The organism is Dyella sp. (assembly GCF_036384435.1).
GTDB lineage: Bacteria > Pseudomonadota > Gammaproteobacteria > Xanthomonadales > Rhodanobacteraceae > GSA-30.
Window position 1 is genome coordinate 20,995 of the sequence record NZ_DASVMI010000180.1, and the last position, 19,577, is coordinate 40,571.

The 19,577-nt window shown below is 61.2% G+C and carries 20 protein-coding genes; 12 read left to right on the forward strand and 8 right to left on the reverse strand.

The window, feature by feature from the left end; translation table 11 throughout:
• Positions 1 to 5 precede the first annotated feature (5 nt).
• Complete coding sequence (locus VF436_RS18945; RefSeq protein WP_330905606.1) at positions 6 to 536, reverse strand: Csu type fimbrial protein; 531 nt, start codon at positions 534 to 536, stop codon at positions 6 to 8.
• 304 nt (positions 537 to 840) lie between these two features.
• On the opposite strand from VF436_RS18945, the gene VF436_RS18950 reads away from it, so the two are divergent.
• The 6 genes from VF436_RS18950 to VF436_RS18975 all read left to right on the forward strand — a co-directional run bounded on the left by VF436_RS18950 (position 841) and on the right by VF436_RS18975 (position 7,086).
• A complete protein-coding gene (locus VF436_RS18950) occupies positions 841 to 1,488 on the forward strand; it encodes a hypothetical protein (protein WP_330905607.1) in 648 nt (215 codons plus the stop codon).
• Positions 1,489 to 1,508: 20 nt separating this feature from the next.
• A complete protein-coding gene (locus tag VF436_RS18955; protein ID WP_330905608.1) occupies positions 1,509 to 1,706 on the forward strand; it encodes a helix-turn-helix transcriptional regulator in 198 nt (65 codons plus the stop codon).
• A gap of 7 nt (positions 1,707 to 1,713) precedes the next feature.
• On the forward strand, positions 1,714 to 3,306 hold the full coding sequence (locus VF436_RS18960; protein WP_330905609.1) for an alpha/beta hydrolase: 1,593 nt from the start codon (positions 1,714 to 1,716) through the stop codon (positions 3,304 to 3,306).
• A complete protein-coding gene (locus VF436_RS18965) occupies positions 3,303 to 4,037 on the forward strand; it encodes an ATP-binding cassette domain-containing protein (RefSeq protein WP_330905610.1) in 735 nt (244 codons plus the stop codon). Before VF436_RS18960 ends, VF436_RS18965 begins: the two co-directional genes overlap by 4 nt.
• A complete protein-coding gene (locus VF436_RS18970; protein WP_330905611.1) occupies positions 4,034 to 5,239 on the forward strand; it encodes an ABC transporter permease in 1,206 nt (401 codons plus the stop codon). Before VF436_RS18965 ends, VF436_RS18970 begins: the two co-directional genes overlap by 4 nt.
• A 146-nt stretch (positions 5,240 to 5,385) precedes the next feature.
• Positions 5,386 to 7,086 carry a dipeptidyl-peptidase 3 family protein gene (locus VF436_RS18975; protein WP_330905612.1) on the forward strand — a complete coding sequence of 567 codons (1,701 nt, stop codon included), beginning with the start codon at positions 5,386 to 5,388 and terminating at the stop codon, positions 7,084 to 7,086.
• Positions 7,087 to 7,234: 148 nt separating this feature from the next.
• Here VF436_RS18975 and VF436_RS18980 read toward each other — a convergent pair whose 3' ends face one another.
• Both VF436_RS18980 and hemH read right to left on the reverse strand, forming a co-directional pair.
• Positions 7,235 to 8,074, reverse strand: coding sequence for an alpha/beta hydrolase (locus VF436_RS18980; RefSeq protein WP_330905613.1), 840 nt, complete (start codon positions 8,072 to 8,074; stop codon positions 7,235 to 7,237).
• Complete coding sequence (gene hemH, locus VF436_RS18985) at positions 8,061 to 9,179, reverse strand: ferrochelatase (protein WP_330905614.1); 1,119 nt, start codon at positions 9,177 to 9,179, stop codon at positions 8,061 to 8,063. Before hemH ends, VF436_RS18980 begins: the two co-directional genes overlap by 14 nt.
• A 124-nt stretch (positions 9,180 to 9,303) precedes the next feature.
• Between hemH and VF436_RS18990 the strand changes: the two genes are divergently transcribed.
• The 4 genes from VF436_RS18990 (at position 9,304) to tatC (ending at position 11,461) form a co-directional block, all read left to right on the forward strand.
• Positions 9,304 to 9,990 carry a lipid-binding SYLF domain-containing protein gene (locus VF436_RS18990; protein ID WP_330905615.1) on the forward strand — a complete coding sequence of 229 codons (687 nt, stop codon included), beginning with the start codon at positions 9,304 to 9,306 and terminating at the stop codon, positions 9,988 to 9,990.
• Positions 9,991 to 10,071: 81 nt separating this feature from the next.
• Positions 10,072 to 10,299 carry a Sec-independent protein translocase subunit TatA gene (tatA, locus tag VF436_RS18995; protein ID WP_330905616.1) on the forward strand — a complete coding sequence of 76 codons (228 nt, stop codon included), beginning with the start codon at positions 10,072 to 10,074 and terminating at the stop codon, positions 10,297 to 10,299.
• A gap of 18 nt (positions 10,300 to 10,317) precedes the next feature.
• Positions 10,318 to 10,710, forward strand: a complete 393-nt coding sequence (gene tatB, locus VF436_RS19000) for a Sec-independent protein translocase protein TatB (RefSeq protein ID WP_330905617.1) — start codon at positions 10,318 to 10,320, stop codon at positions 10,708 to 10,710.
• Complete coding sequence (tatC, locus tag VF436_RS19005; RefSeq protein WP_330905618.1) at positions 10,697 to 11,461, forward strand: twin-arginine translocase subunit TatC; 765 nt, start codon at positions 10,697 to 10,699, stop codon at positions 11,459 to 11,461. The genes tatB and tatC overlap by 14 nt, the downstream gene beginning before the upstream one ends.
• A gap of 319 nt (positions 11,462 to 11,780) precedes the next feature.
• On the opposite strand, the gene VF436_RS19010 is transcribed toward tatC, so the two are convergent.
• The 4 genes from VF436_RS19010 to VF436_RS19025 all read right to left on the reverse strand — a co-directional run bounded on the left by VF436_RS19010 (position 11,781) and on the right by VF436_RS19025 (position 16,508).
• On the reverse strand, positions 11,781 to 12,779 hold the full coding sequence (locus VF436_RS19010) for an alpha/beta fold hydrolase (RefSeq protein WP_330905619.1): 999 nt from the start codon (positions 12,777 to 12,779) through the stop codon (positions 11,781 to 11,783).
• 3 nt (positions 12,780 to 12,782) lie between these two features.
• Positions 12,783 to 13,913 carry a DUF6624 domain-containing protein gene (locus tag VF436_RS19015; protein ID WP_330905620.1) on the reverse strand — a complete coding sequence of 377 codons (1,131 nt, stop codon included), beginning with the start codon at positions 13,911 to 13,913 and terminating at the stop codon, positions 12,783 to 12,785.
• 91 nt (positions 13,914 to 14,004) lie between these two features.
• Positions 14,005 to 15,867, reverse strand: a complete 1,863-nt coding sequence (locus tag VF436_RS19020; RefSeq protein WP_330905621.1) for a M1 family metallopeptidase — start codon at positions 15,865 to 15,867, stop codon at positions 14,005 to 14,007.
• 146 nt (positions 15,868 to 16,013) lie between these two features.
• Positions 16,014 to 16,508 (reverse strand): Lrp/AsnC family transcriptional regulator, encoded by a 495-nt coding sequence (locus VF436_RS19025; protein WP_330905622.1) that lies wholly within the window; start codon positions 16,506 to 16,508, stop codon positions 16,014 to 16,016.
• Between the two features lie 120 nt (positions 16,509 to 16,628).
• Between VF436_RS19025 and VF436_RS19030 the strand changes: the two genes are divergently transcribed.
• Positions 16,629 to 17,540 (forward strand): DMT family transporter, encoded by a 912-nt coding sequence (locus tag VF436_RS19030; protein WP_330905623.1) that lies wholly within the window; start codon positions 16,629 to 16,631, stop codon positions 17,538 to 17,540.
• Positions 17,541 to 17,573: 33 nt separating this feature from the next.
• Complete coding sequence (locus tag VF436_RS19035; RefSeq protein WP_330905624.1) at positions 17,574 to 18,260, forward strand: glutathione S-transferase family protein; 687 nt, start codon at positions 17,574 to 17,576, stop codon at positions 18,258 to 18,260.
• Positions 18,261 to 18,452: 192 nt separating this feature from the next.
• On the opposite strand, the gene VF436_RS19040 is transcribed toward VF436_RS19035, so the two are convergent.
• Positions 18,453 to 19,577, reverse strand: a 1,125-nt coding sequence (locus VF436_RS19040) for a membrane-targeted effector domain-containing toxin (protein WP_330905625.1), incomplete at its 5' end; no start/stop codon positions are given.

Here is a 19,577-nt window from a genome sequence, read left to right on the forward strand (position 1 = left end):
CCGAATCAGTACGTGACGTTCACGGTCACGGTGTCGGCGTAGTTATCGGGCGTCACGTTGATGTTGGTCGCCGTGCCGTACACCGTGAAGTTGGTGCCGCTACCCACGCCGTTGCCGGTACCGGCCACTTCGTTGCCTGCGGCAGCCAGCGTGCCGGTATTGCCCCACTTGGTGCTGCGGCCGGCGTCGGAGTAAAGCTGATAAGCGACGGTATCGGTGTTGCCGCTGGTCTGGCCGGCCATGCTGCCGGCGCCAGTGGCGTTACCGTTGGAGGGCACGAGGCCGACGATGTAAGGGGTCTTTTTTGAGCAGGCCACCGACACGCCGTTGCCCGAGCTCTGGGCATTGACCGAACCGCTGGAGTTGGCATCGGTCGCGGCGAACACGATCGGGTTGGCGCTGACGGTGCAGGTCTTGGTGATCTGCATCGATACCTGGAAGGTGGTGGTGGACGGATTGGTCGCCGCACCGGCGGTCATCGCGAAGCCACCAACAGCGATCAGGGCGGCGGCAATAAGAGCTTTCTTGCACTGCATGGTGAATCTCCGGTTTTGAAATTGTTACGTGGACGTCAAAAGCAACGGACGTGCCATTCGCCTGCGAATGGCTTCACAGCGCCGTTTGAGAGATGTCGGGGAACCCCTGGGAACCCTTGCCAGACCCAATCCATGGGTCCGTCATGCCCAAAAAATGCAAATTGGGTCACAAATTTGTACATCAGCCCTCAAGTTTTGGGTAGGGGTGCCGAGGGGTTTCGTTCGTCGTGTAAAGGATGCTTGACAGGGCTGGCGTGTCGGCATAGCCTCCATGTCAAGTCTGCTTGACATATGGCGGGGGCCCATGAGCAAGTCATCCATGCCGATGCGCGGAGTGCATCGGCGTTACTACAAAGAATTCTTTCCGGCGATGCTCGCTTACGTGGCCATCATGCTGTTTGTCTGGCCTTACCTGAGCGCCATCGAACAGCCGGTGCTCAAGGGGGTGCTGGCCTTGTTGCCGGTATTGCCGATCGCGCTGGTCATCCGCGCCATGGTGCGGCTGGTACTGGGCAGTGATGAACTTGAGCAACGTACGCACTTGGTCGGCCTGGCAGTGGCCAGTGCGCTGGTCGCGGTCCTCAGCCTGGCCGGTGGGTTCCTGGCGGCGGCGCATCTGGTCACGCTGGATGGCACGATCCTGCTGAGCGTGTTTCCCTGCATGTTGGTGGCCTATTCCGCAGCGCGCAGCTGGGCCAATCGACGCTATGGCGTGGATGGCCTGTGCATGGAAGAAGTGGGCTTTCAATCGTGGCATTTCCTGCTGGCCGGCGGCGTGTCGTTGCTGGTGGCAGTGCTCGGTCGCGGCCATCTGAAGGATTACCAATTGGGCATGCTGACCGGCATGGGCAGCAGTTTCCTGGCTATCGCCTTCGTGCTGGCGGCGATGCGCTGGCGACAGTCGCGCCGTGACGAGGCGACCCATCGCGACAGTGTCGGCCAGGGCGATTGAAGCGCCACGGATAGCCATCCATGAACAACCAGATCCGCGTCTTGCGCAGCCAGTTGGGCTGGTCGCAAGCAGACCTCGCCGAGCGTCTGGACGTATCGCGGCAAACCATCAACGCCATCGAAACCGGTAAATACGACCCGAGCCTGCCCCTGGCATTCAAGCTCGCGCGTCTGTTCGGCCGTTCGATCGAGGCGATCTTCGAACCAGGAGAGGAGTAAGCGGAACATGGCGATCAAGGGACGTACCGCATTGCGCATCGGCGTCGTGCTGATCGGCTTGGGGGTATTGGGGTGGAGTCACTTCCACCAGACCCCGCAGGCGAAGACGGCCGACGATGATGTGCCCGACGCGCCAGCGGCCGCGACCAGCGCTTCGAGCCTACCGGCTGCGCCCACGGTGCAGTCGGCCTGGAAGGTTGGCTCATTGACCTTCACGCCATGCGAACTGGGACAGCCCAATAGCGGCCTGTCGACCAGTGCATGGTGTTCGCCCTTCGAGGTGCCGGAGAACCGCGATGATCCGCATAGCCGCAAGATCAAGCTGAAACTTGCCTTGCTGCGGGCCGGTGCACAGGTGCCGCAACCAGACATGGTGGTCATGTTGGCCGGTGGTCCTGGGCAGGCGGCCACCGAATCGTGGACCGGTGTAGCGGGCGCCCTGGTGCCGCTACAGGCACAGCGCAACATCGTGCTGCTCGATCAGCGTGGTACCGGTGGCTCGAACCCGCTCGAATGCAAGCCGCCGCAGGCGACCGATGCCAAGTCTGATGAGGGGGCATTTGATCCGGTGCATCTGCGCGAGGAGATCACCCAGTGCCTGAAGCAGATCCAGAGTAAGGCCGATCCTCGCTACTACACCACCACGATCGCTGCGCAGGATCTGGAAGATGTACGCAAGGCGCTGGGATCGCCGACCTTCGACCTGATCGGCGTGTCTTACGGTACCCGCATGGCGCAGCAATATGCCACGCGCTATCCACAAGGCGTGCGCAGCATCGTACTTGATGGCGTGGTGCCCAATTCGCTGGCACTGGGCGAAGACTTCGCGCAGAACCTGGACGAGGCGCTGAAGAAGCAGTTTGCGCGTTGCGCCGAAGATGCCGCCTGCAAGCAGCGTTTTGGCGATCCCTACCAGACGCTTTTCCAACTGCGCGATGCGTTGCGGGCCAATCCGCACGAGGTCAGCTTTCGCGATCCGCAGACCTACCAGACCGTCAAACGCACGCTGGACGAATATTCACTGGCCAGCGTGGTGCGCATGTTCGCCTATACGCCGGTGACCTCTGCGTTGCTGCCGTTATCGATCGACGCGGCGGCCCATGGCGATGTCGGACCACTGCTGGGGCAGGCCAAGCTGTTGTCGGGTGATCTGGCCGACACCATGGACGGTGGCATGCAGTCGTCGGTGATCTGTAGCGAAGATGCCGATCTGCTGACGCCCAGACCGCAGGATGGACAGACCATTCTTGGGACCCGCATGGTCGATGCCTTGCAGACGGTGTGTTCGGTATGGCCCAAGGGCACGCGTCCAGCCGATTTCCACCAGCCGTTCAAATCGGACAAGCCCACGTTGCTGTTCTCCGGACAGTTCGACCCGGTCACGCCGCCGCGTTACGGCGAGGAAGTGCTCAAGGGCCTGAGCCACGGGCGCCACTTGGTGCTGACCGGGCAGGGCCACAACGTCATTACCGCCGGCTGCGCACCGCAACTGCTCAAGCACTTCATCGAGGACATCGATCCCAAGGCGCTTGACCCCAAGTGCCTGCAACGGCTGCGACCCACCCCGATGTTCATCGACTTCAACGGAGCCTCCCCATGATCGAGGTCAAGAACCTGCACAAGGCGTTCGGCACGGTCAAGGCGGCCGATGGCGTGAGCTTCATCGCGCGCGATGGCGAGATCACCGGGCTGCTCGGCCCCAACGGCGCCGGCAAGACCACCACGTTGCGCATGCTTTACACGTTGATGAAACCCGACCAGGGGCAGGTGCTGGTGGACGGCATCGATGCCGCGGTCGATCCGTTGGCGGTGCGTCGCCAACTGGGTGTACTGCCTGATGCGCGTGGTTTGTACAAGCGATTGACCGCACGCGAGAACATTGATTATTTCGGTCGCCTGCATGGCCTGGACGAGGCTCAGCTCAAGGCGCGTCGCGAGGCGCTGATCCAGACGCTGGACATGACGGATATCGGCGACCGACGGACCGAAGGATTTTCACAAGGGCAGCGCGTAAAAACCGCCATCGCGCGTGCCCTGATCCACGATCCACGCAACGTGATCCTCGATGAACCGACCAACGGCCTGGACGTGATGGCCACACGTGCCTTGCGTCAGTTCATGCGGCACCTCAAGGATGAAGGACGTTGCGTGCTGTTCTCCAGCCACATCATGCAGGAGGTGGCCGCGCTGTGTGATCGCATCGTGGTGATCGCGCATGGCCGGGTCGTGGCGGACGAAACCCCCGAGGCACTGCGTGCCCAGACCGGTGAAACCAACCTGGAAGACGCCTTCGTGAAGATCATCGGCAGTGAGGAGGGCCTGGCCGCATGAACCAGACATCGAACCCGGTACGCAGGACGCGTGCCTTTTTCACCGTGTACTTCAAGGAAGTGCGCGAGAACCTGCGCGATCGCCGCACCATCATGACCGCGTTGATCACCGGCCCGCTGCTTGCACCGCTGCTGTTCGTGATGATGCTCAATATCGGCCTCAACCGCGAACTGGACAAAGCCGAAAAGCCGCTCAAGGTGCCCGTGATCGGCCAACAGTATGCGCCGCACCTGTTCGAAGCGCTGCGCGCTGGCGGCATCGTTGCCGGGCCGCCGATTGCCAACCCTGAAGAAGCCGTGCGTAACCAGGATGCCGACGTCGTGGTGCGGGTGACGCCGGACTATCCCAAATCCTGGCGCAAGGGCGAGCCGGTACAGGTCGAGGTGATTTTCGATTCCTCGCAACGCGATGCCAGCACGGCGGTCGAACGCGTCAGCGGCCTGGTCGATGCCTATGGTCACCAGCAGGGCGCCATGCGACTGGTCGCCCGTGGACTTTCGCCCAGTACGGCGTGGCCGGTGAATGTGGCGCGGCGCGACCAGGCCACGGCGCAGGCGCGCGGCGTCCTGATCTTCGGACTGTTGCCTTATTTCTTCGTGATCACCATGTTCATGGGCGGCATGTACCTGGCGATCGACCTCACCGCCGGGGAGCGCGAACGCCAGTCGCTTGAACCGCTGTTCGCCAATCCGGTAGCGCGTTGGCGAATCTTCGCTGGCAAGCTGGCGGCTATCTGCACGTTCTCTGCGGTAAGCCTGCTGATCAGCCTGATTGCATTTTCGGTGGTCGGACACTTCCTGCCGATCGAGAAGCTGGGCATGGAACTGGAACTGGGCGTGCGCTTCTGTCTCACCGTGCTGGTCATGGCCTTGCCGTTGATCGTGCTGCTGGCAGCTTTGCAGTCGATGGTTGCTGCCTTTGCCAAGAGCTACCGAGAGGCTCAGACCTACCTGTCGCTGCTGATGCTAGTGCCCGCATTGCCGAGTGTGCTGTTGATGGCGTTGCCGGTGAAGCCGCAGGAATGGATGTACGCCGTGCCGCTGCTGAGCCAGCATCTGGGCGTGATGCGCGTGCTGCGCGGCGACGGCGTGACGATGCACCAAATGCTGTTCTGCCTTGGTGGCAGCGCTCTGGCCGCATTGGTGGCGGTGCTGGTGACCGCACAGCTGTATCGCTCGGAGCGGCTGGCCATTTCCAGTTGATGGTGAGGGCCGTTTCGCGGCCCGCAAAGAGGAAGAGCCTGCGCGCGCTGGCTCTTCCTCTTTACCCTTTACCCGTTTCATGCTTTGCCCGCTCCGCGCTTGAGGGCGGTACTATCGGCTCCTTTGTCACACCTCAAGGAAGCCCCATGCGCCGTCGCCTGTTGACTCTATCCCTGCTTGCCACGCTTACCGCCTGTGGTTCGCCCGAGCAGCCCCAGGCTCCCGCATCGGCGGCGACGACGCCCGCGCCGGCCAGGTCGGCACCGGCCCAGCCTGATGCTTCCACCGATGCCGACCTGGCGAAGCAGGGCTTGGGCAATTACGCCAGCGTCAGGCTGACCGCCGATCTCTCCGGCTTCGATGACAAGCAAAAGCAGATGATCGCGTTGCTGATCCAGGCAGCCGACGTCACCAATGATATCTATTGGAAACAGGGTTGGGGTGACAGACAGGCGTTAATGCAGCGCATTGCCGATCCGTCGGTCAAGCAATATGCCCAGGTCAACTATGGCCCCTGGGACCGCTTGAATAATGACCAGCCTTTCGTGGCCGGCGTGGGCGCGCGTCCGCCTGGCGCGCAGTTCTATCCGGCTGACATGAGCAAGGACGACTTCGAAAAATCCCCTCTCAAGGACAAGGCGTCGCTTTACACCATCCTGCGCTACGACGCGCAACATCATCTGGTGAGCGTGCCTTATTCCCAGGCATATCATGATGATCTGCAAAAGGCCGCCGATCTGCTGCGCAAGGCGGCCGAACTTTCCAGCGACAAGGATTTCGCCAAATACCTGAAGATGCGTGCCGATGCCTTGCTCAATGACGATTATCGCCCCAGCGATTTCGCCTGGATGTCGATGAAGAACAATCCGGTCGATATCGTCATCGGCCCGATCGAAACGTATGAGGACCAGTTGTTCGGCTACAAGGCCAGCTTCGAGAGCTATGTGCTAATCAAGGACCAGGCCTGGAGTGCCAGGCTTTCACGCTTTGCCAAGTATCTGCCCCAATTGCAGACTCAATTGCCGGTGGATGCGAAATACAAACAGGAAAAGCCCGGTTCCGATGCCGACCTTAATGCCTATTTCGCCGTGTACTACGCCGGTGATGCCAACGTCGGCGCCAAGACGATTGCCATCAATTTGCCCAATGACGAAGAAGTGCAATTGAAAAAGGGCACGCGCCGATTGCAGCTGGAAAACGTGATGCGTGCGAAATTCGATACCATCATGTTGCCGATCGCCAGAGAGCTGATTGCCGATGATCAGCAGTCGCACCTGACGTTCGATGCTTTCTTCGAAAACACCATGTTCCATGAGGTAGCTCATGGCCTGGGTATCAAGCAGACCATCAACGGCAAGGGCATGGTGCGTACTGCGCTCAAGGATCAGGCATCGAGCTTCGAGGAAGGTAAGGCCGACATCCTTGGTCTGTACATGGTCACCAAGCTGGCCGACAAGGGCGAATTGGACAAGACACGGCTCATGGACAACTACGTGACCTTCCTTGCTGGCATCCTGCGTTCCGTACGATTCGGTGCGAGCGACGCGCACGCCAAGGCCAACATGGTGCGTTTCAATTTCTTCAAGCAGCAGGGTGCTTTCAGTCGCGATGACAAGACGGGCCGTTATCGCGTTGACTTTGACAAGATGACCGCGGCCATGAACGCGCTCTCGGCAAAGCTGCTGACCATCCAGGGCGACGGCGACTACGACGCGGCCAAGCAGCTGACCGATACCCTCGGCAACGTCGAAGCCCCATTGGCCGGTGATCTAAAGCGCCTGGATAGCGCGAAAATTCCGGTGGATGTCACGTTTGAGCAAGGGCGTGATGTCTTGGGTTTACGTTGAGTCGCAAGGGATGCTGATGCCCGTAAAGCCACTCGCATTGCTCGCTGTAGAGCGCGAAGAGGGAGATCTGACCCTATGGAGGTTCTTCCTCTTTACAGGCAGTGGAGCCGCCGCCCTTACTTTTTAGAGCTCGCGCAAGCGGGCGGCTTCACGCACCCAGCCAGCGAACCACCTCATCGGTTCTTTCCAGATGCAGATGGTGTCCCCCTTCCATGTGCGTGACCGCGATATTCGTCACGCATGCGGCGCGCTCGGTCATCAGGGACGTTGGCAGGTACGGTGTGTTGGGGGTGGCCAGGAGCAGGCGGGTAGGTGTGCCGATGCCGGCCAGCAGGGCGCGTACCTGACTTTCGGCCATGCGTAACGGTGTGCTGCGGGTCAGGCGCGGATCGCTGCGCCATTGCCAGCCGTCGGTAACCGCGATCAGGGCGCGTTCGATGATGGGACGCGCAAGGTCCGCGCGCAGGTCGGTGGCGATGGCTCGTGCGCTGGCGGCCTGGTCGATATCGCGAAAGACCCGCAACCCGCGACCAGGGCTGGATGGCTGTTCAGTGAATGCGTCGCGCCAGCGCGAAAGAGTGTGCGAGCCGTCATCGGCCACCGGGCCCAGGCCTTCGACCAGTGCCAGCTTTGTGATGGCTTCGGGGCGCGTGGCAGCAACCAGCGAGGCGATTCCCGCGCCCATGGAATGGCCAAGCAGGGCGTAACGCGAAAGTCCCAGGTGATCGGCGGCGGCCAGCACAATGCGCACGTAGTCGACGAAGTGGTAATGCATGCCCGGCGGCAGGTGACCGGCGTGGCCGTGGCCTGGTAGATCCAGCGCCATGACTTGCCATTTGTCGGTTAGGCCCGGGGCCAGCGTGGAAAAGCTGGCAGCGTTGTCGAGCCAGCCGTGCAAGGCCAGCAGGGTTGGTGTGTTAGAGCGCCCCCAGCGCAGGCCGGTCAGTGTCAGATGAGGCAGTTCGACGGTGAACTCAGTGGGCGCCATGGGCCCGGGCTCGTTCGCGTGCAGCGTGCTGGCTTGCCTGGGTGGCGGCGGCATCGTAGTCGGGAGAAAATTCCTCCCAACCTTGGGTATGGCGCAATACCAGTTGCGTCAGGCTGTCTATTTGTCCGGCGCTGTCATTGAGGCAGGGAATGTAGCGCAGCTCGCTGCCGCCGGCTTCGACAAAGAAGTCGCGGTTCTGCATGGCGATTTCTTCCAGCGTTTCCAGGCAATCCACAGCGAAGCCCGGGCAGGCGACATCCAGCCGCTTGACTCCCTGGGCGGCCAGTTCGCGCACCGTAGCATCGGTGTAGGGATGCAGCCAACGCTCGCGACCGACGCGCGACTGGAAACTCACCACCATCTGCGTGGCATCCAGTTGCAGGCGTTCGCGCAGTAGGCGCGCCGTAGCGTGGCATTGGCAGTAATACGGGTCGCCGGCGTGCAGGTAGCGCTCGGGGATGCCGTGGAAGGACAGCAGCAGCCGGTCGCCGCGACCTTGGCGATTCCACCAGTCCTCGATACTCCGGGCCAGCGCCTCGATGTGCGCTGGATCATTATGGTAGTCGTTGACGATGCGCAGCTCGGGCGGCCAGCGCAGTTGCTTTAGACTGTCGGCTACCGCGTCGATGACCGAGCCCGTCGAGGTGGCCGAATATTGCGGATACAGCGGCAGCACCAGCAGCCGGCGTACGCCTTCGCGTTGCATGCGGGCTATCTGGCTGGCTACCGAGGGTTGTCCGTAGCGCATGGCCAGTTCCACCTGCACAGGACCGGGACGCAGGGATGCCAGCGCCCGTCCCAGGCCACGCGCCACCGCCTCGCTGCCCACCCGCAGCGGAGAGCCTTCGGGCGTCCATACGCGCTGGTAGGCGTGCGCCGAACGTGCCGGTCGGATTCGCAGGATCACCCCGTGCAGGATCAGTCGCCATAGCCAGCGTGGGTATTCGATGACGCGAGGATCGCCGAGGAACTGGGCCAGGTAAGGACGAAGTGCTCCTGCGGTGGGGGCCTCGGGTGTGCCAAGGTTGACCAGGAGTACACCGGCCTTTAACGGCTGGTCATGGGAATACCCGGACAGGCCGGTATAGTGATTGGAGTTTGGCATGCGTCGCGATGACATCGAGTCAGTGCAACGAGTCTGCCACAAGCCACCTGTCACGCCGCGATCCCGGTTGTCGCAGTGCCGCGGGCTGGCCCCGATCCGACTCTACGTTCCAAGGAGCTTTCCCATGTCTTTTCGTTTGCTGCGTCGCTGGATGTTCGCCGCACTGCTCGTTCTGCCGGCTTTGGCCGTCCATGCGGAAGACCCGCCGCTCAAGCGCGCTGACAATGCGGTGCGCGTGCTGCGTGAGATCATGGACGCGCCGGACAAGTCGATTCCGACCGATCTGCTGCGCGATGCACATGCCATCGCGGTCATCCCTGACATGGTCAAGGCTGGCCTTATCTTCGGGGGGCGTCGTGGTGAAGGCTTGATCTCGGTCAAGAGCCCGGACGGTACTTGGTCCAACCCCAGCTTTGTCACCCTGACCGGCGGCAGCGTTGGTTTCCAGGCCGGTGTCTCATCCACCGATGTGATCCTGGTCTTCCGCACCCAGCGCGGCGTCGACTCCATTGTCAACGGCAAGTTCACGTTGGGCGCGGACGCCTCGGCCGCGGCAGGTCCGGTCGGCCGCACCGCCACCGCCGCGACTGACAGTCAGCTCAAGGCCGAGATCTACTCCTACTCGCGCTCGCGCGGCCTGTTTGCGGGCGTTGCCCTGGACGGCTCGGCCCTGCGCATTGATTACGACGCGAATGCATCCATTTATGGATCGGGTGTTACCCCTCGCCGCATTTTCGAGGGGGGGGTCAGCAACGTCCCAGGGCCGGTGGTGGACTTCCGCGATCGCCTTGAGGAGTACACTCAACGCTGAATCGGAAAGACCGGCGCCCCAGCGACCTCGACCTGGGGCGGCACTTTTCCGGACTTGCTCCGTTTTCAAAGGCTTAGTCCCATGAGTATTACCCACCTGATCATTCTTCTCGTCGTTGTGGTGCTGCTGTTTGGCACCAGCAAGCTGCGCAATATCGGCTCGGACCTGGGTGGTGCGGTCCGCGACTTCAAGAAGGGCCTGGACGGCGGCGAAGATGCCGACAAGACCAAGGACGAGCAGCGATTGAAGGCCGATCCGCCCGCCTCCAGCCAGACGCAGCGCGAGCGCGACACGTCCGAGACCAAGTAAGCCTGGCGTGTTGGCACCATGATCGAGATCAGCTTCGGCAAGCTGGTACTGCTCGCGCTTGTCGCGCTGATCGTGCTCGGGCCTGAAAAGCTTCCGCACGCCGCGCGTACCGCCGGCGCCTTGTTGCGCCGTGTGAGGCTGGGCTGGGAAAGCGTGCGCGCCGAGGTGGAGCGCGAATTGCAGGTAGAGGACATCCGTCGCCAAGCGCGAGAGGCGGCCGCCAAGGCGGAAGCGGCACAGGCCGAACTCGATGCCACCTTGAAGAAGATGCGCGATACGGTCGCCGACATACCGCCCAAGGCGCTCGACGAAAGCCAAGCCCCAGTAGATGCGGCGCTACCCGCATCGAACAGCGAAACCCAGCATGCCGGCGAGCCGCCGGGCAAGGACACCCCGCATGGCGGCGCCTGAGCAACCGGAACTGGATGGCCTGGAACAAGGGTTGTTCTCGCACCTCATCGAACTGCGCTCACGGCTGCTCAAGGCCACTATCACGGTGCTGGCGGTGCTGTTGGCCCTGGTGCCGTTCGCCAACCATCTATATTCGGAGCTCGCCGCGCCGCTGGTAGCGCGCCTGCCACAGGGTGCGCACCTGATTGCTACCGAAGTAGCCAGTCCCTTCGTGACGCCACTCAAGCTGGCGTTCTATTGCGCCTTGTTCATCTGCATGCCGATGGTGCTGTACCAGTTGTGGGCATTCGTCAGCCCAGGCCTTTATAAGCATGAGAAGCGCTTGGCACGCCCGCTGCTGGTCGCTGCGCTGGTGTTGTTCTACTGCGGCTGCGCGTTTGCTTATTTCCTGGTGCTACCGGCGGCGTTTCGTTTCCTCACGGCGGTGACCCCGCAAGGTGTGGAGATGATGACCGACATCACACACTATCTCGACTTCGTGATGTTGATGTTCTTCGCCTTTGGTTTGTGCTTCGAAGTGCCGGTAGCCGTGGTGATCCTGGCCGCGATTGGCCTGGTCGATGTCGAAAAGCTCAAAGGTGCACGTCGCTATGCTGTCGTGGGTGCGTTCGCGATTGCTGCTTTCATCACACCGCCGGATATCACCTCGATGATCATGCTGGCGATTCCGATGTGTGCGCTTTACGAACTGGGCATCTGGGCGGTGCGCTGGCTGGTACCGGCAAAAGACCCGTCAACCTCGTCACCGTAAGAGCAACCGCAAGAGCCCGTAGGCGCGACTTCAGTCGCAGATTGGAGCTTTAAATCCCCAAGCCGCGATTACGTCGTGAATCGTTCTTCGCGGTTGAAGTCGCTCATGCGAGAAGGGGAGGCAACATCGTGCATCGGTCAGCCCTCTGCTTCCAAAGATGCCAAGAAGACAAATTCATTCGCGATGCAAGGTATGCCCCTATCGTCGATGGCGTCGATTGAGGCAATCGTTCAATGCTCCCACTCTGGCTCGCATATCTCGCGGCCTCGACGGGGCGCTCAGTTCAATGTCCCCGCCGCCCGCCTCTGCAAGCAAGCCATCAATGCGATAACGCGAACGCCGTCAAGATGCGCGCGACTTCGTCAGGCTTCTCCAGTAGCGGCATATGTCCGCAGCCATTGAGGATGCTTGAGCTGATGGCGCTGGATCTGGTCAGGCCGCCGCGTAGGCTTTCCAGGCCGGAGATGTCCATGACCTTGTCCTGCTGGCACCAGATGCCGAGTACTGGCATGGTGAGCTTATCCAGGCGATTTTGCACTGATAGATACTGCGATGGATCGGTAAGCTCCTTGAATACCTTGTCGTTGAAAGCGCGGTTGGCGATGTTGCGCTTGACCAGCACGTCGATGAAACGACCCGGTACCTGCGGTGGCTTGGCGAAGGTGAGTGCGGTAGCGCGCTCGAAGCCGGCGCGATCGTCATAGTCGAACAGGTTCTTACCGTCCAGGCCTGCGCGTGTGAAGTCGTTGGGATGGGTCTTCAGTCCCAACGAATCCATCAACACCAGTTCGGCGACATGCTCGGGATGATCGGCGGCATATACGCCTGCGATGGCGCCGCCCATGGAATGGCCTACCAGCACGAAATGTTGCAAGCGCAACGCGTCGACGAATCCGGCCAGGCGCTCGGCCTGTGCGTCGATGTTGTAACTGGCGCCATCCAGGCGTGAGGATTCACCCCAGCCGGGCAGGTCAGGGATCACCAGGTGAAAGTGCTGACCCAGGATCTTGGCCTGCTTGAGCCAGACGTTCTTGTCCGCGCCATAGCCGTGCAGCAGCACTAGAGTGATGCTGCCCTGACCGCCTTCGTAGTACACCCAATGGCTATCGCCGACGTTGACCGAATGGGTCTCCAGGCTGGCACCCATCGCCTGGCGCGCGGCGTCTGCGCGCATAAGCCATTGCGGCGCGAACAGATAGCTGCCACCGAGTGCGACGCCGATGATGACGGCGACGATAAGCAGGAATTTCAGGCGGCGGATCAGCAGGCGCTGCCATAGAGGGCGCGGGGAAGGCGTGGGAGAGGTCTTGGTATTCATGGATCAGTGTGAGGTGGTGGATGCGGCGGGCGCATACATCGCGTCCGTTTCCTTCAGATAATCGGCTAGGGGTTCCAGCGCCATGGCAGCTCGTCGTTCGTCGACGTGCGCCAGATCTTCGGTAGGCAGCGGTATGCTATGGCCGTCCTTGTCCTGTATCTGCGAGCCATAACGTTGTGGCTTGCCCTGTGCAATCAAGACTCGGTCGGTCATCAGTGCATATTGCTGGCGGGAAAGCTCGCCAGCGCGCATCCGCTTTGCCGCCTCTTCCAGGACCTTGGCCTGAAAGGCCGGATCGGCATCGGCATGTTGCACGAGGATGAAGAAGTTCGATACGCCGCTGCGGCCGACCATCTGGGCATCGGGAAAGCCCACCTTGTCGAAGATGGCCTTGATGCGCGGCAGGTGCGCGGCATCGATGGCAGCCACATGCTTGAATTCCGGCGAGCCCTCGCGCATGCCATTCATCACGAACACGTTGCGGGCTACTTGTTCGGAGGCCACCATTTCGTGCAACTGACTACGTAGTTGTGGATTGGTGACCGGGTGCAACTCGGTGGACAGCCGCGGGGTTGCGGCGGCATCTGTCAGCGGCTTGCCGTCGTCGAGAGCGGCCTGTACTTGCTTAAGATAGGTGTCCAGGAAGGGAAGGCCTATCGAGTCGCGATAACCATTGGCGACTTTGGCCGATGTCGTAGGCGAGGTGACGACCTTGCCCTGATCGAGTGTGAGCAAGCTGCCAAATTGCTGGGGACGTCCGTGTGCCACTTCGATGCGGTCGTTGAGAACGGCATAGGCCAGCGGGTCGATGTCGATACCGATGCGCGTACCGTAATACTGCTCGCCGTCGCCCTGGAAGTTCTCGTCGGCACCGGCACGCACGAGCAAATCTCCGATGGCATCCACGCCATCGCGTCCGGCACTCTTCACAGTGGGCCAGCCGTATTGCGCAATCAGGAATTTCAAGCGATGCAGGTGCTCGTTATCGAGCTCCGTGTCCGACTGTTTGTCCAGGGCGAGCAGGGCATCGTGCAGGGCTGGCTGAGCGGGAGCTGCCTCGGCACCCAGGCAGGGAAAGGGAACGGCCAGTACCAGGCCAAGTGCGGTCCATGCCATGCGTAGCGATGCTTTCATGCGAGGTCCTTGGTGCGGCGGGCCACTGCCGCCGTGGTGGAACCACTGGCCACGTCGGTCCTAAAGGAACGACGCGGCCAGTGGGCGCTGCTTACTTGTTGCCTTCGGGGTGTGCCTTGGCCAGCAATTTATCCACGGCCTGCTGGGTCAGCGGGTGGTAGCCCGGCTTGGCCTTGGCGTAGACCGACTTGGCAAAGGCCAGGCCGTCGGGCGTGGCGGTCAGCGCCTTGTACAGCGGCAGGGTGAGATACATGCGGCCGATGCGCGTCATGTGCTCGGCGGCGGCCGGCCACACATCCTTGTCACCGGCGGCGATCGCGTGGGTGTACCAACGCATGCCGATCTCGGCGTTCGGTGTGCCGGTCAGGTGCCAGGCGTCGTCGAGTTGCTTGATCTTCTCAAGCGGGGTGACGTCTGGTAAACGATCGAGGAAGTACATCCACTCCTGCGTGTTCCAGCCCTTGGCATCGAGCTTGCCCACGTCGAGCTTGCCGGCGAGAAAATCGCTGCGCTCCTTGTCGATCGCGTTGAAGCGCGGCGAATCGGGCAGCGGCGCATCCTTGGGAACACCGGGCTGGTAGATCCAGGCCTTGACCTCGTCCCAGCTCATCTTGCCGGGGTATTTGTCGATCAGGTTCGGCTTGAGGTAATCGAGCATCTGTTCGGTGGTGATGCTCTGGAAAGCGAAGTGCGCGAAATAGCCCTTCAGGTAGGCATCGAAGTTATCGCGGCCGAAGCGCTGTTCGAGCGTGCGCAGAAACCATGAGCCTTTGTCGTAAGCCACATCGGACAGCGCGTCGTCGGCGCCAATGCCGCGCGGATCGGGTGCGAGCTTCTGCGCGTTGGCGGGCATGTCGGTCAAGCCCTTCTGGAGCGCACGTGCCGATAGCAGCGCTTCTTCGTCTGCCTGCGCCTTGCCATATACGGCTTCGGTGATACGGCCCTGCACGTAGGTGGTGAAACCTTCGTTCAACCAGATGTCGCGCCATGCAGCACTTGTGACCAGATTGCCCGACCACGAATGCGCCAGCTCATGCGATACCAGCGAGACCAGGCTCTTGTCGCCGACCAGGACGGTAGGGGTGGCGAAGGTCATGTTGGGGTTTTCCATGCCGCCGAACGGAAATGAGGGTGGCAGCACCAGCAGGTCGTAACGGCCCCAGGCATAGGGACCGTAGAGCTTCTCGGTGGTCTCGATCAGCTTTTCGGTGTCTTCGAATTCATGCGCGGCCTTGTCCACTACGCTCGGTTCTGCGTAGACGGCCGAACGAGGCCCGGTTTCCTTCACTGCCAGATCGCCGGCAGCGATCGCCAGCAGGTAGGAAGGAATCGGATGCGGCTGTTCGAAACTGAAGTCGCCGTTGAGCGGATGCTTGGCATCGTTCAGGGCACTCATCACCACGCGTACGTCCTGCGGTGCGCTGACGTGGGCCTTGTAGGTGAAGCGGATGGCGGGGGAATCTTGCAGCGGCACCCAGGAGCGCGCGTGGATGGATTCGGACTGCGAGAACATGAAGGGCTGCTTCTTGCCCGCTGTCTGTGCCGGCGTGAGCCACTGCAAGCCACTGGCCTCAGGCGAAGTGGTGTAGCGGATGCGCACTTCCTGCGGATGTGTGGGCGCCTGAATGGTCAGTTTGCTGCCCAGTTCCTTGTCGCGCGGTGCGAGGGCGTAGGGCAGTGTGGTGGCCTTGCCGCTGGCATCGACCGCCTCGATCGAGGCGATTTTCAGGTCACGCGTATCGAGCACCAGGGACGGCGCGTTGGGTCTCTTCCAGTCCAGCGTCAGCGTGGCTACGCCATCGAGCTGCTTCTGTGCGAAATCGACCTTCAGATCCAGGTCCAGGTGGGTCACCCGCACTATGGCGGGTTGGGCGTAGGAATGCGGGTCGGCGGCGTGCGCGGCCAGCGGCAGAGCAAGCGCCACAGCAGCGGCCAGGAGGGGGAGGTGACGCATGAAGACTCCGGGTGTTCGGGGCATGAAAGGTCGAGTATATAGGGGGCGTTACCGGAGGCGGGCAAGGTCGCTCGTCGGCGTTCGTAGTGAAGGAAAGGAAGGAGGCTGACTCGCGGCCCCCTTCACCACGAGCCCTGCGAGCGATGTCACCCGGCAGACCAGGCCAACCCAGACACCAGCATCGCCTTCGTGACCGGGCGGTTCTCGTGGGGGGTCTGAAGGATGACCAGAGTGGTGGTGCTAATGCTGGGGTGGATCTTAAGCAGGCGGTCGAGGATGCTCTCCAGGTGCGAGACGGACATCGCTACGACATACAGAGAAGCCGAGTCCTCGCCGGCGAGGCGTCGGCAGGAGATCACTTCGGGGATGTCAGCAACCAGTTCGCCCACGCGCGCGCAGATACCGCCATCACAGCGCAGGCGCACCATGGCGTCCAGTCCAAAGCCCAGTGGCTTGGGGTCGACCACGGCGCGATAGCCGCGAATGACACCGGCTTCCTCCATGCGTTTGACCCGTTCGGCAACGGCCGGCGCAGATAGGCGCACCATACGCCCCAGTTCCGCATAGCCCAGGCGCGCGTCACGCTGCAAGGCTTCTAGGAGCTGCCAGTCCTTGCTGTCGAGTTCGAGTTTCGATGCCATGGCGGTCGAGCCCAGTTTTCGTTGAATCGATGGTGGAAAGTTAGCCGTGCTTATGTTCCATCATTCACCTGCCTCCCGGCCATCACTACGATAAGCGCGTTCTCTCGCCCCCGGTGTGTCATGGAAAACGAACGTCTGGACGGCCGCGCCTTGCTGGCGATCGCGGTCGCACTTTTGACCTGGTCTTCGGCCTATGCCGCGATTGCCTATAGCCTGGCTTCGTTCACGCCAGGGCAGGTGGCGTTCTCGCGCCTGCTGGTGGGGTCGCTCTGTTTTGGCCTGTTGTTGCTTGTCAAGCGTGTATCCATGCCGACGCGGCGTGATTGGCCAGCGCTGGCGCTGTTGGGCTTGATCGGCATGACCGTCTATCACGTATGCCTGTGCTTTGCCGAAACGCGCATTGCCAGCGGCACGGCGGCGATCCTTATTTCACTGGTGCCTGGCGCGACAGCTGCGGTGTCGGCGATCTGGCTGCGCGAGCGTATGAGTGCGCGCAAGTTGTTTGGACTGGCGGTAGCGTTGGCGGGCGTGGTGCTGGTGGTGTCGACCACGGGCAAGCGCCTGAGCTTCGAGCCGATGGCCGCCCTGGTGCTGGTATGCGTGATGGCCTCGGCCATCTACTTCGTCGGTCAGAAGCCGTTCTTCGCACGTAGCAGCACGCTTGGAGTGACGGCGGTAACGTTCTTCGCAGGCACACTGGGCGCGCTGCCATTCGGTGCATCTGGTCTGGTCGATGCGCTGTCAAAGGCACCTCCCGCACATGTCGTCAGTCTGCTGTGGCTGGGTGTCGCGCCCACGTTCGTAGGGTATGTGGCATGGAATATCGCGCTCAAGCGCGCTCCCGCTTCGCAGGTCAGCAGTTTCATTTATCTGTCACCGCCGATCGCGGTGCTGATCGGCTGGTTCTGGCTGGGTGAACGTCCCACGTGGCTGACCCTGGCCGGAGGTGCCTTGACCGTAGCCGGCGTGTTTCTTGTCAATGCACGCCGGGCCGTTACCACCCCGGTGCAGGTGGCGACGGCGAAGCCCTGAGCAGACCTGTTCGACTTCAGCGAAGGAACATGCGTGTACACCCTCTACATTGCCAATAAGAATTATTCCTCCTGGTCACTGCGGCCGTGGGTGTTGATGCGTTCGCTCGCCATCGCATTCGAGGAACGCATCCAGCCTTTCGATGGCAGTTCGGGCTTCGTGCAGTTCAGACCCGTTTCGCCGAGTGGACGCGTACCCTGCCTGCACGATGGTGAGACGAAGGTATGGGATTCCCTTTCCATCGTCGAGTATCTGGCCGAGCGGCATCCAGGCGTATGGCCGGAAGATGCGTTCACGCGTGCCTGGGCGCGCAGTGCCACAGCGGAAATGCACAGCGGCTTTCAGGCATTGCGTGATCATTGCCTGATGAGTTGCGGTGTTCGCATACGGTTGCATGAGACACCGGCGGCCGTGGCCGCGGACATCTCCCGCATCGATCAGTTGTGGAACGAGGGCCTGGCTCGCTTCGGGGGGCCGTTCCTGGTGGGAAGCACGTTTACCGCGGTGGATGCCTTCTACGCACCCGTGGTGTTTCGGGCGAATACTTACGGGCTTTCCCTCGGGGCAGTCGCGCAGTCTTATGTCGCACGTATGCTTGCGCAGCCAGCCATGCTTACCTGGTACGAACAAGCCGTGGCTGAAACCTGGCGTGATCAGCCTCATGAGGAGGCCATCTGGCGCATGGGTGCCATCATCGAGGATCGTCGCGTCGGAGCTTGAGGCTTGCCAGGCCATGCATGTCGACGAACGCAAACCTGTCGACATGCCGGCGGTTTTCATCGCCATCTTTCCGGGCATGTTTCCTGATGATTGGCGCGCGTACAACGAACGCCTCGCCTTGGGTTTCTCGCGGGAGCTTCAGTCGTGCTCCCGCAAAGATGTCATTGCGTCCGATGGCGGATTTCTCGCCGCTCATGCCCGGGTTAAAAGCAGGTCGGCCTGCCACCAGTACATCAAACCTGGTGCCTCGATGGAGGAACCAGGATCGAATATCACCGTGCTTGGTGTTCCTGCCGGCGCTTGACTGACACGTACACTCGGCACGCCGGTGGCTTGCGCGAGTCCCGCTACATTAACGGTGCCTTCCGGGGAAGAGTAACGGTAGTTGCCAATATGTGCCGCGCCCTCGAAGGCTACCCATTTCCCGGCGCCGGGTTTTGACTGTTCGCTGTTGATGATCATCTGCGCATAATAGTTTTGTGCTTGAATACGCTCTGGACCACCTGGCGGGCCTTTAATTGTTCTGGCAGCCAAGCTATCGATGGGAATCACCTTTATGCCATGGTGCATGGCATGCTTGATGACATCTTTCCATTTGGCTTCGCCTCGGGGCGGTAAGGCGGGCGGGGAATTAAAGCCCATCTGGTACCGAAGTTCTTGGTTAATCAGGCTGGATAAATCCCATTCATAATAACCTTCCGCGTATAACGTCGTGACGCCATTCTCTCGGAGATCGGCCATGTGGGTGATTAAAAAATCTCTGGCGGTCGTCTCGGTGTGTAATTCACCAATTACCATGCCGTGGTTTTTGCTATAAATAGCTTGGATGAGGGACTTTTCGTTATTGTTGACCTGGGATATATCCGGGAGTTTTGCATCGAAAAACTTAGTTACGGCAATATCGGCAAGGTTTTTTTCTGCATCGGTCAGTAGTTTGTTCGCTCGATCTATGGCCGCATCAATAACGGGATTCTCACCGCTTGGAACTTCGAACAGCTCCTTTTCCGGTGCGAGGGATCCATCCCCGGCGTTGTCTTTGATGAAGCGTCGCAGCTCAGGTATATCTTGGGCGGGTGTCAGATATTGGTCCTGCTGCCTTACCCTGTGCATGCCGCCGCGTCCGACCGATGGCGGCATGACATCCCATCCATTGCCGCTACGGCGAATGGTTATGCGATGTGAGGGGTTGCCATCGTAGATATAGCGGCCGTTGGCGTTTTGTGCGGAGCGGTAGTAATTGCCGTCGATGCGCACATAGTCCTGGTTGTCGAGGCGATAGACGCCATAGCTGGCGACCTCGGGCAGGTTTGCCGGTCG

Coding starts and splice junctions, on each gene's coding strand:
- tatC (WP_330905618.1), top strand. CDS start 10,697: ATGGCGGCGCCTGAGCAACCGGAACTGGATGGCCTGGAACAAGGGTTG.
- VF436_RS18945 (WP_330905606.1), bottom strand. CDS start 536: ATGCAGTGCAAGAAAGCTCTTATTGCCGCCGCCCTGATCGCTGTTGGT.
- VF436_RS18950 (WP_330905607.1), top strand. CDS start 841: ATGAGCAAGTCATCCATGCCGATGCGCGGAGTGCATCGGCGTTACTAC.
- VF436_RS18990 (WP_330905615.1), top strand. CDS start 9,304: ATGTCTTTTCGTTTGCTGCGTCGCTGGATGTTCGCCGCACTGCTCGTT.
- VF436_RS18965 (WP_330905610.1), top strand. CDS start 3,303: ATGATCGAGGTCAAGAACCTGCACAAGGCGTTCGGCACGGTCAAGGCG.
- VF436_RS18970 (WP_330905611.1), top strand. CDS start 4,034: ATGAACCAGACATCGAACCCGGTACGCAGGACGCGTGCCTTTTTCACC.
- VF436_RS18980 (WP_330905613.1), bottom strand. CDS start 8,074: ATGGCGCCCACTGAGTTCACCGTCGAACTGCCTCATCTGACACTGACC.
- tatA (WP_330905616.1), top strand. CDS start 10,072: ATGAGTATTACCCACCTGATCATTCTTCTCGTCGTTGTGGTGCTGCTG.
- VF436_RS18975 (WP_330905612.1), top strand. CDS start 5,386: ATGCGCCGTCGCCTGTTGACTCTATCCCTGCTTGCCACGCTTACCGCC.
- VF436_RS19020 (WP_330905621.1), bottom strand. CDS start 15,867: ATGCGTCACCTCCCCCTCCTGGCCGCTGCTGTGGCGCTTGCTCTGCCG.
- VF436_RS18960 (WP_330905609.1), top strand. CDS start 1,714: ATGGCGATCAAGGGACGTACCGCATTGCGCATCGGCGTCGTGCTGATC.
- tatB (WP_330905617.1), top strand. CDS start 10,318: ATGATCGAGATCAGCTTCGGCAAGCTGGTACTGCTCGCGCTTGTCGCG.
- VF436_RS19025 (WP_330905622.1), bottom strand. CDS start 16,508: ATGGCATCGAAACTCGAACTCGACAGCAAGGACTGGCAGCTCCTAGAA.
- hemH (WP_330905614.1), bottom strand. CDS start 9,179: ATGCCAAACTCCAATCACTATACCGGCCTGTCCGGGTATTCCCATGAC.
- VF436_RS19010 (WP_330905619.1), bottom strand. CDS start 12,779: ATGAATACCAAGACCTCTCCCACGCCTTCCCCGCGCCCTCTATGGCAG.
- VF436_RS19015 (WP_330905620.1), bottom strand. CDS start 13,913: ATGAAAGCATCGCTACGCATGGCATGGACCGCACTTGGCCTGGTACTG.
- VF436_RS18955 (WP_330905608.1), top strand. CDS start 1,509: ATGAACAACCAGATCCGCGTCTTGCGCAGCCAGTTGGGCTGGTCGCAA.
- VF436_RS19030 (WP_330905623.1), top strand. CDS start 16,629: ATGGAAAACGAACGTCTGGACGGCCGCGCCTTGCTGGCGATCGCGGTC.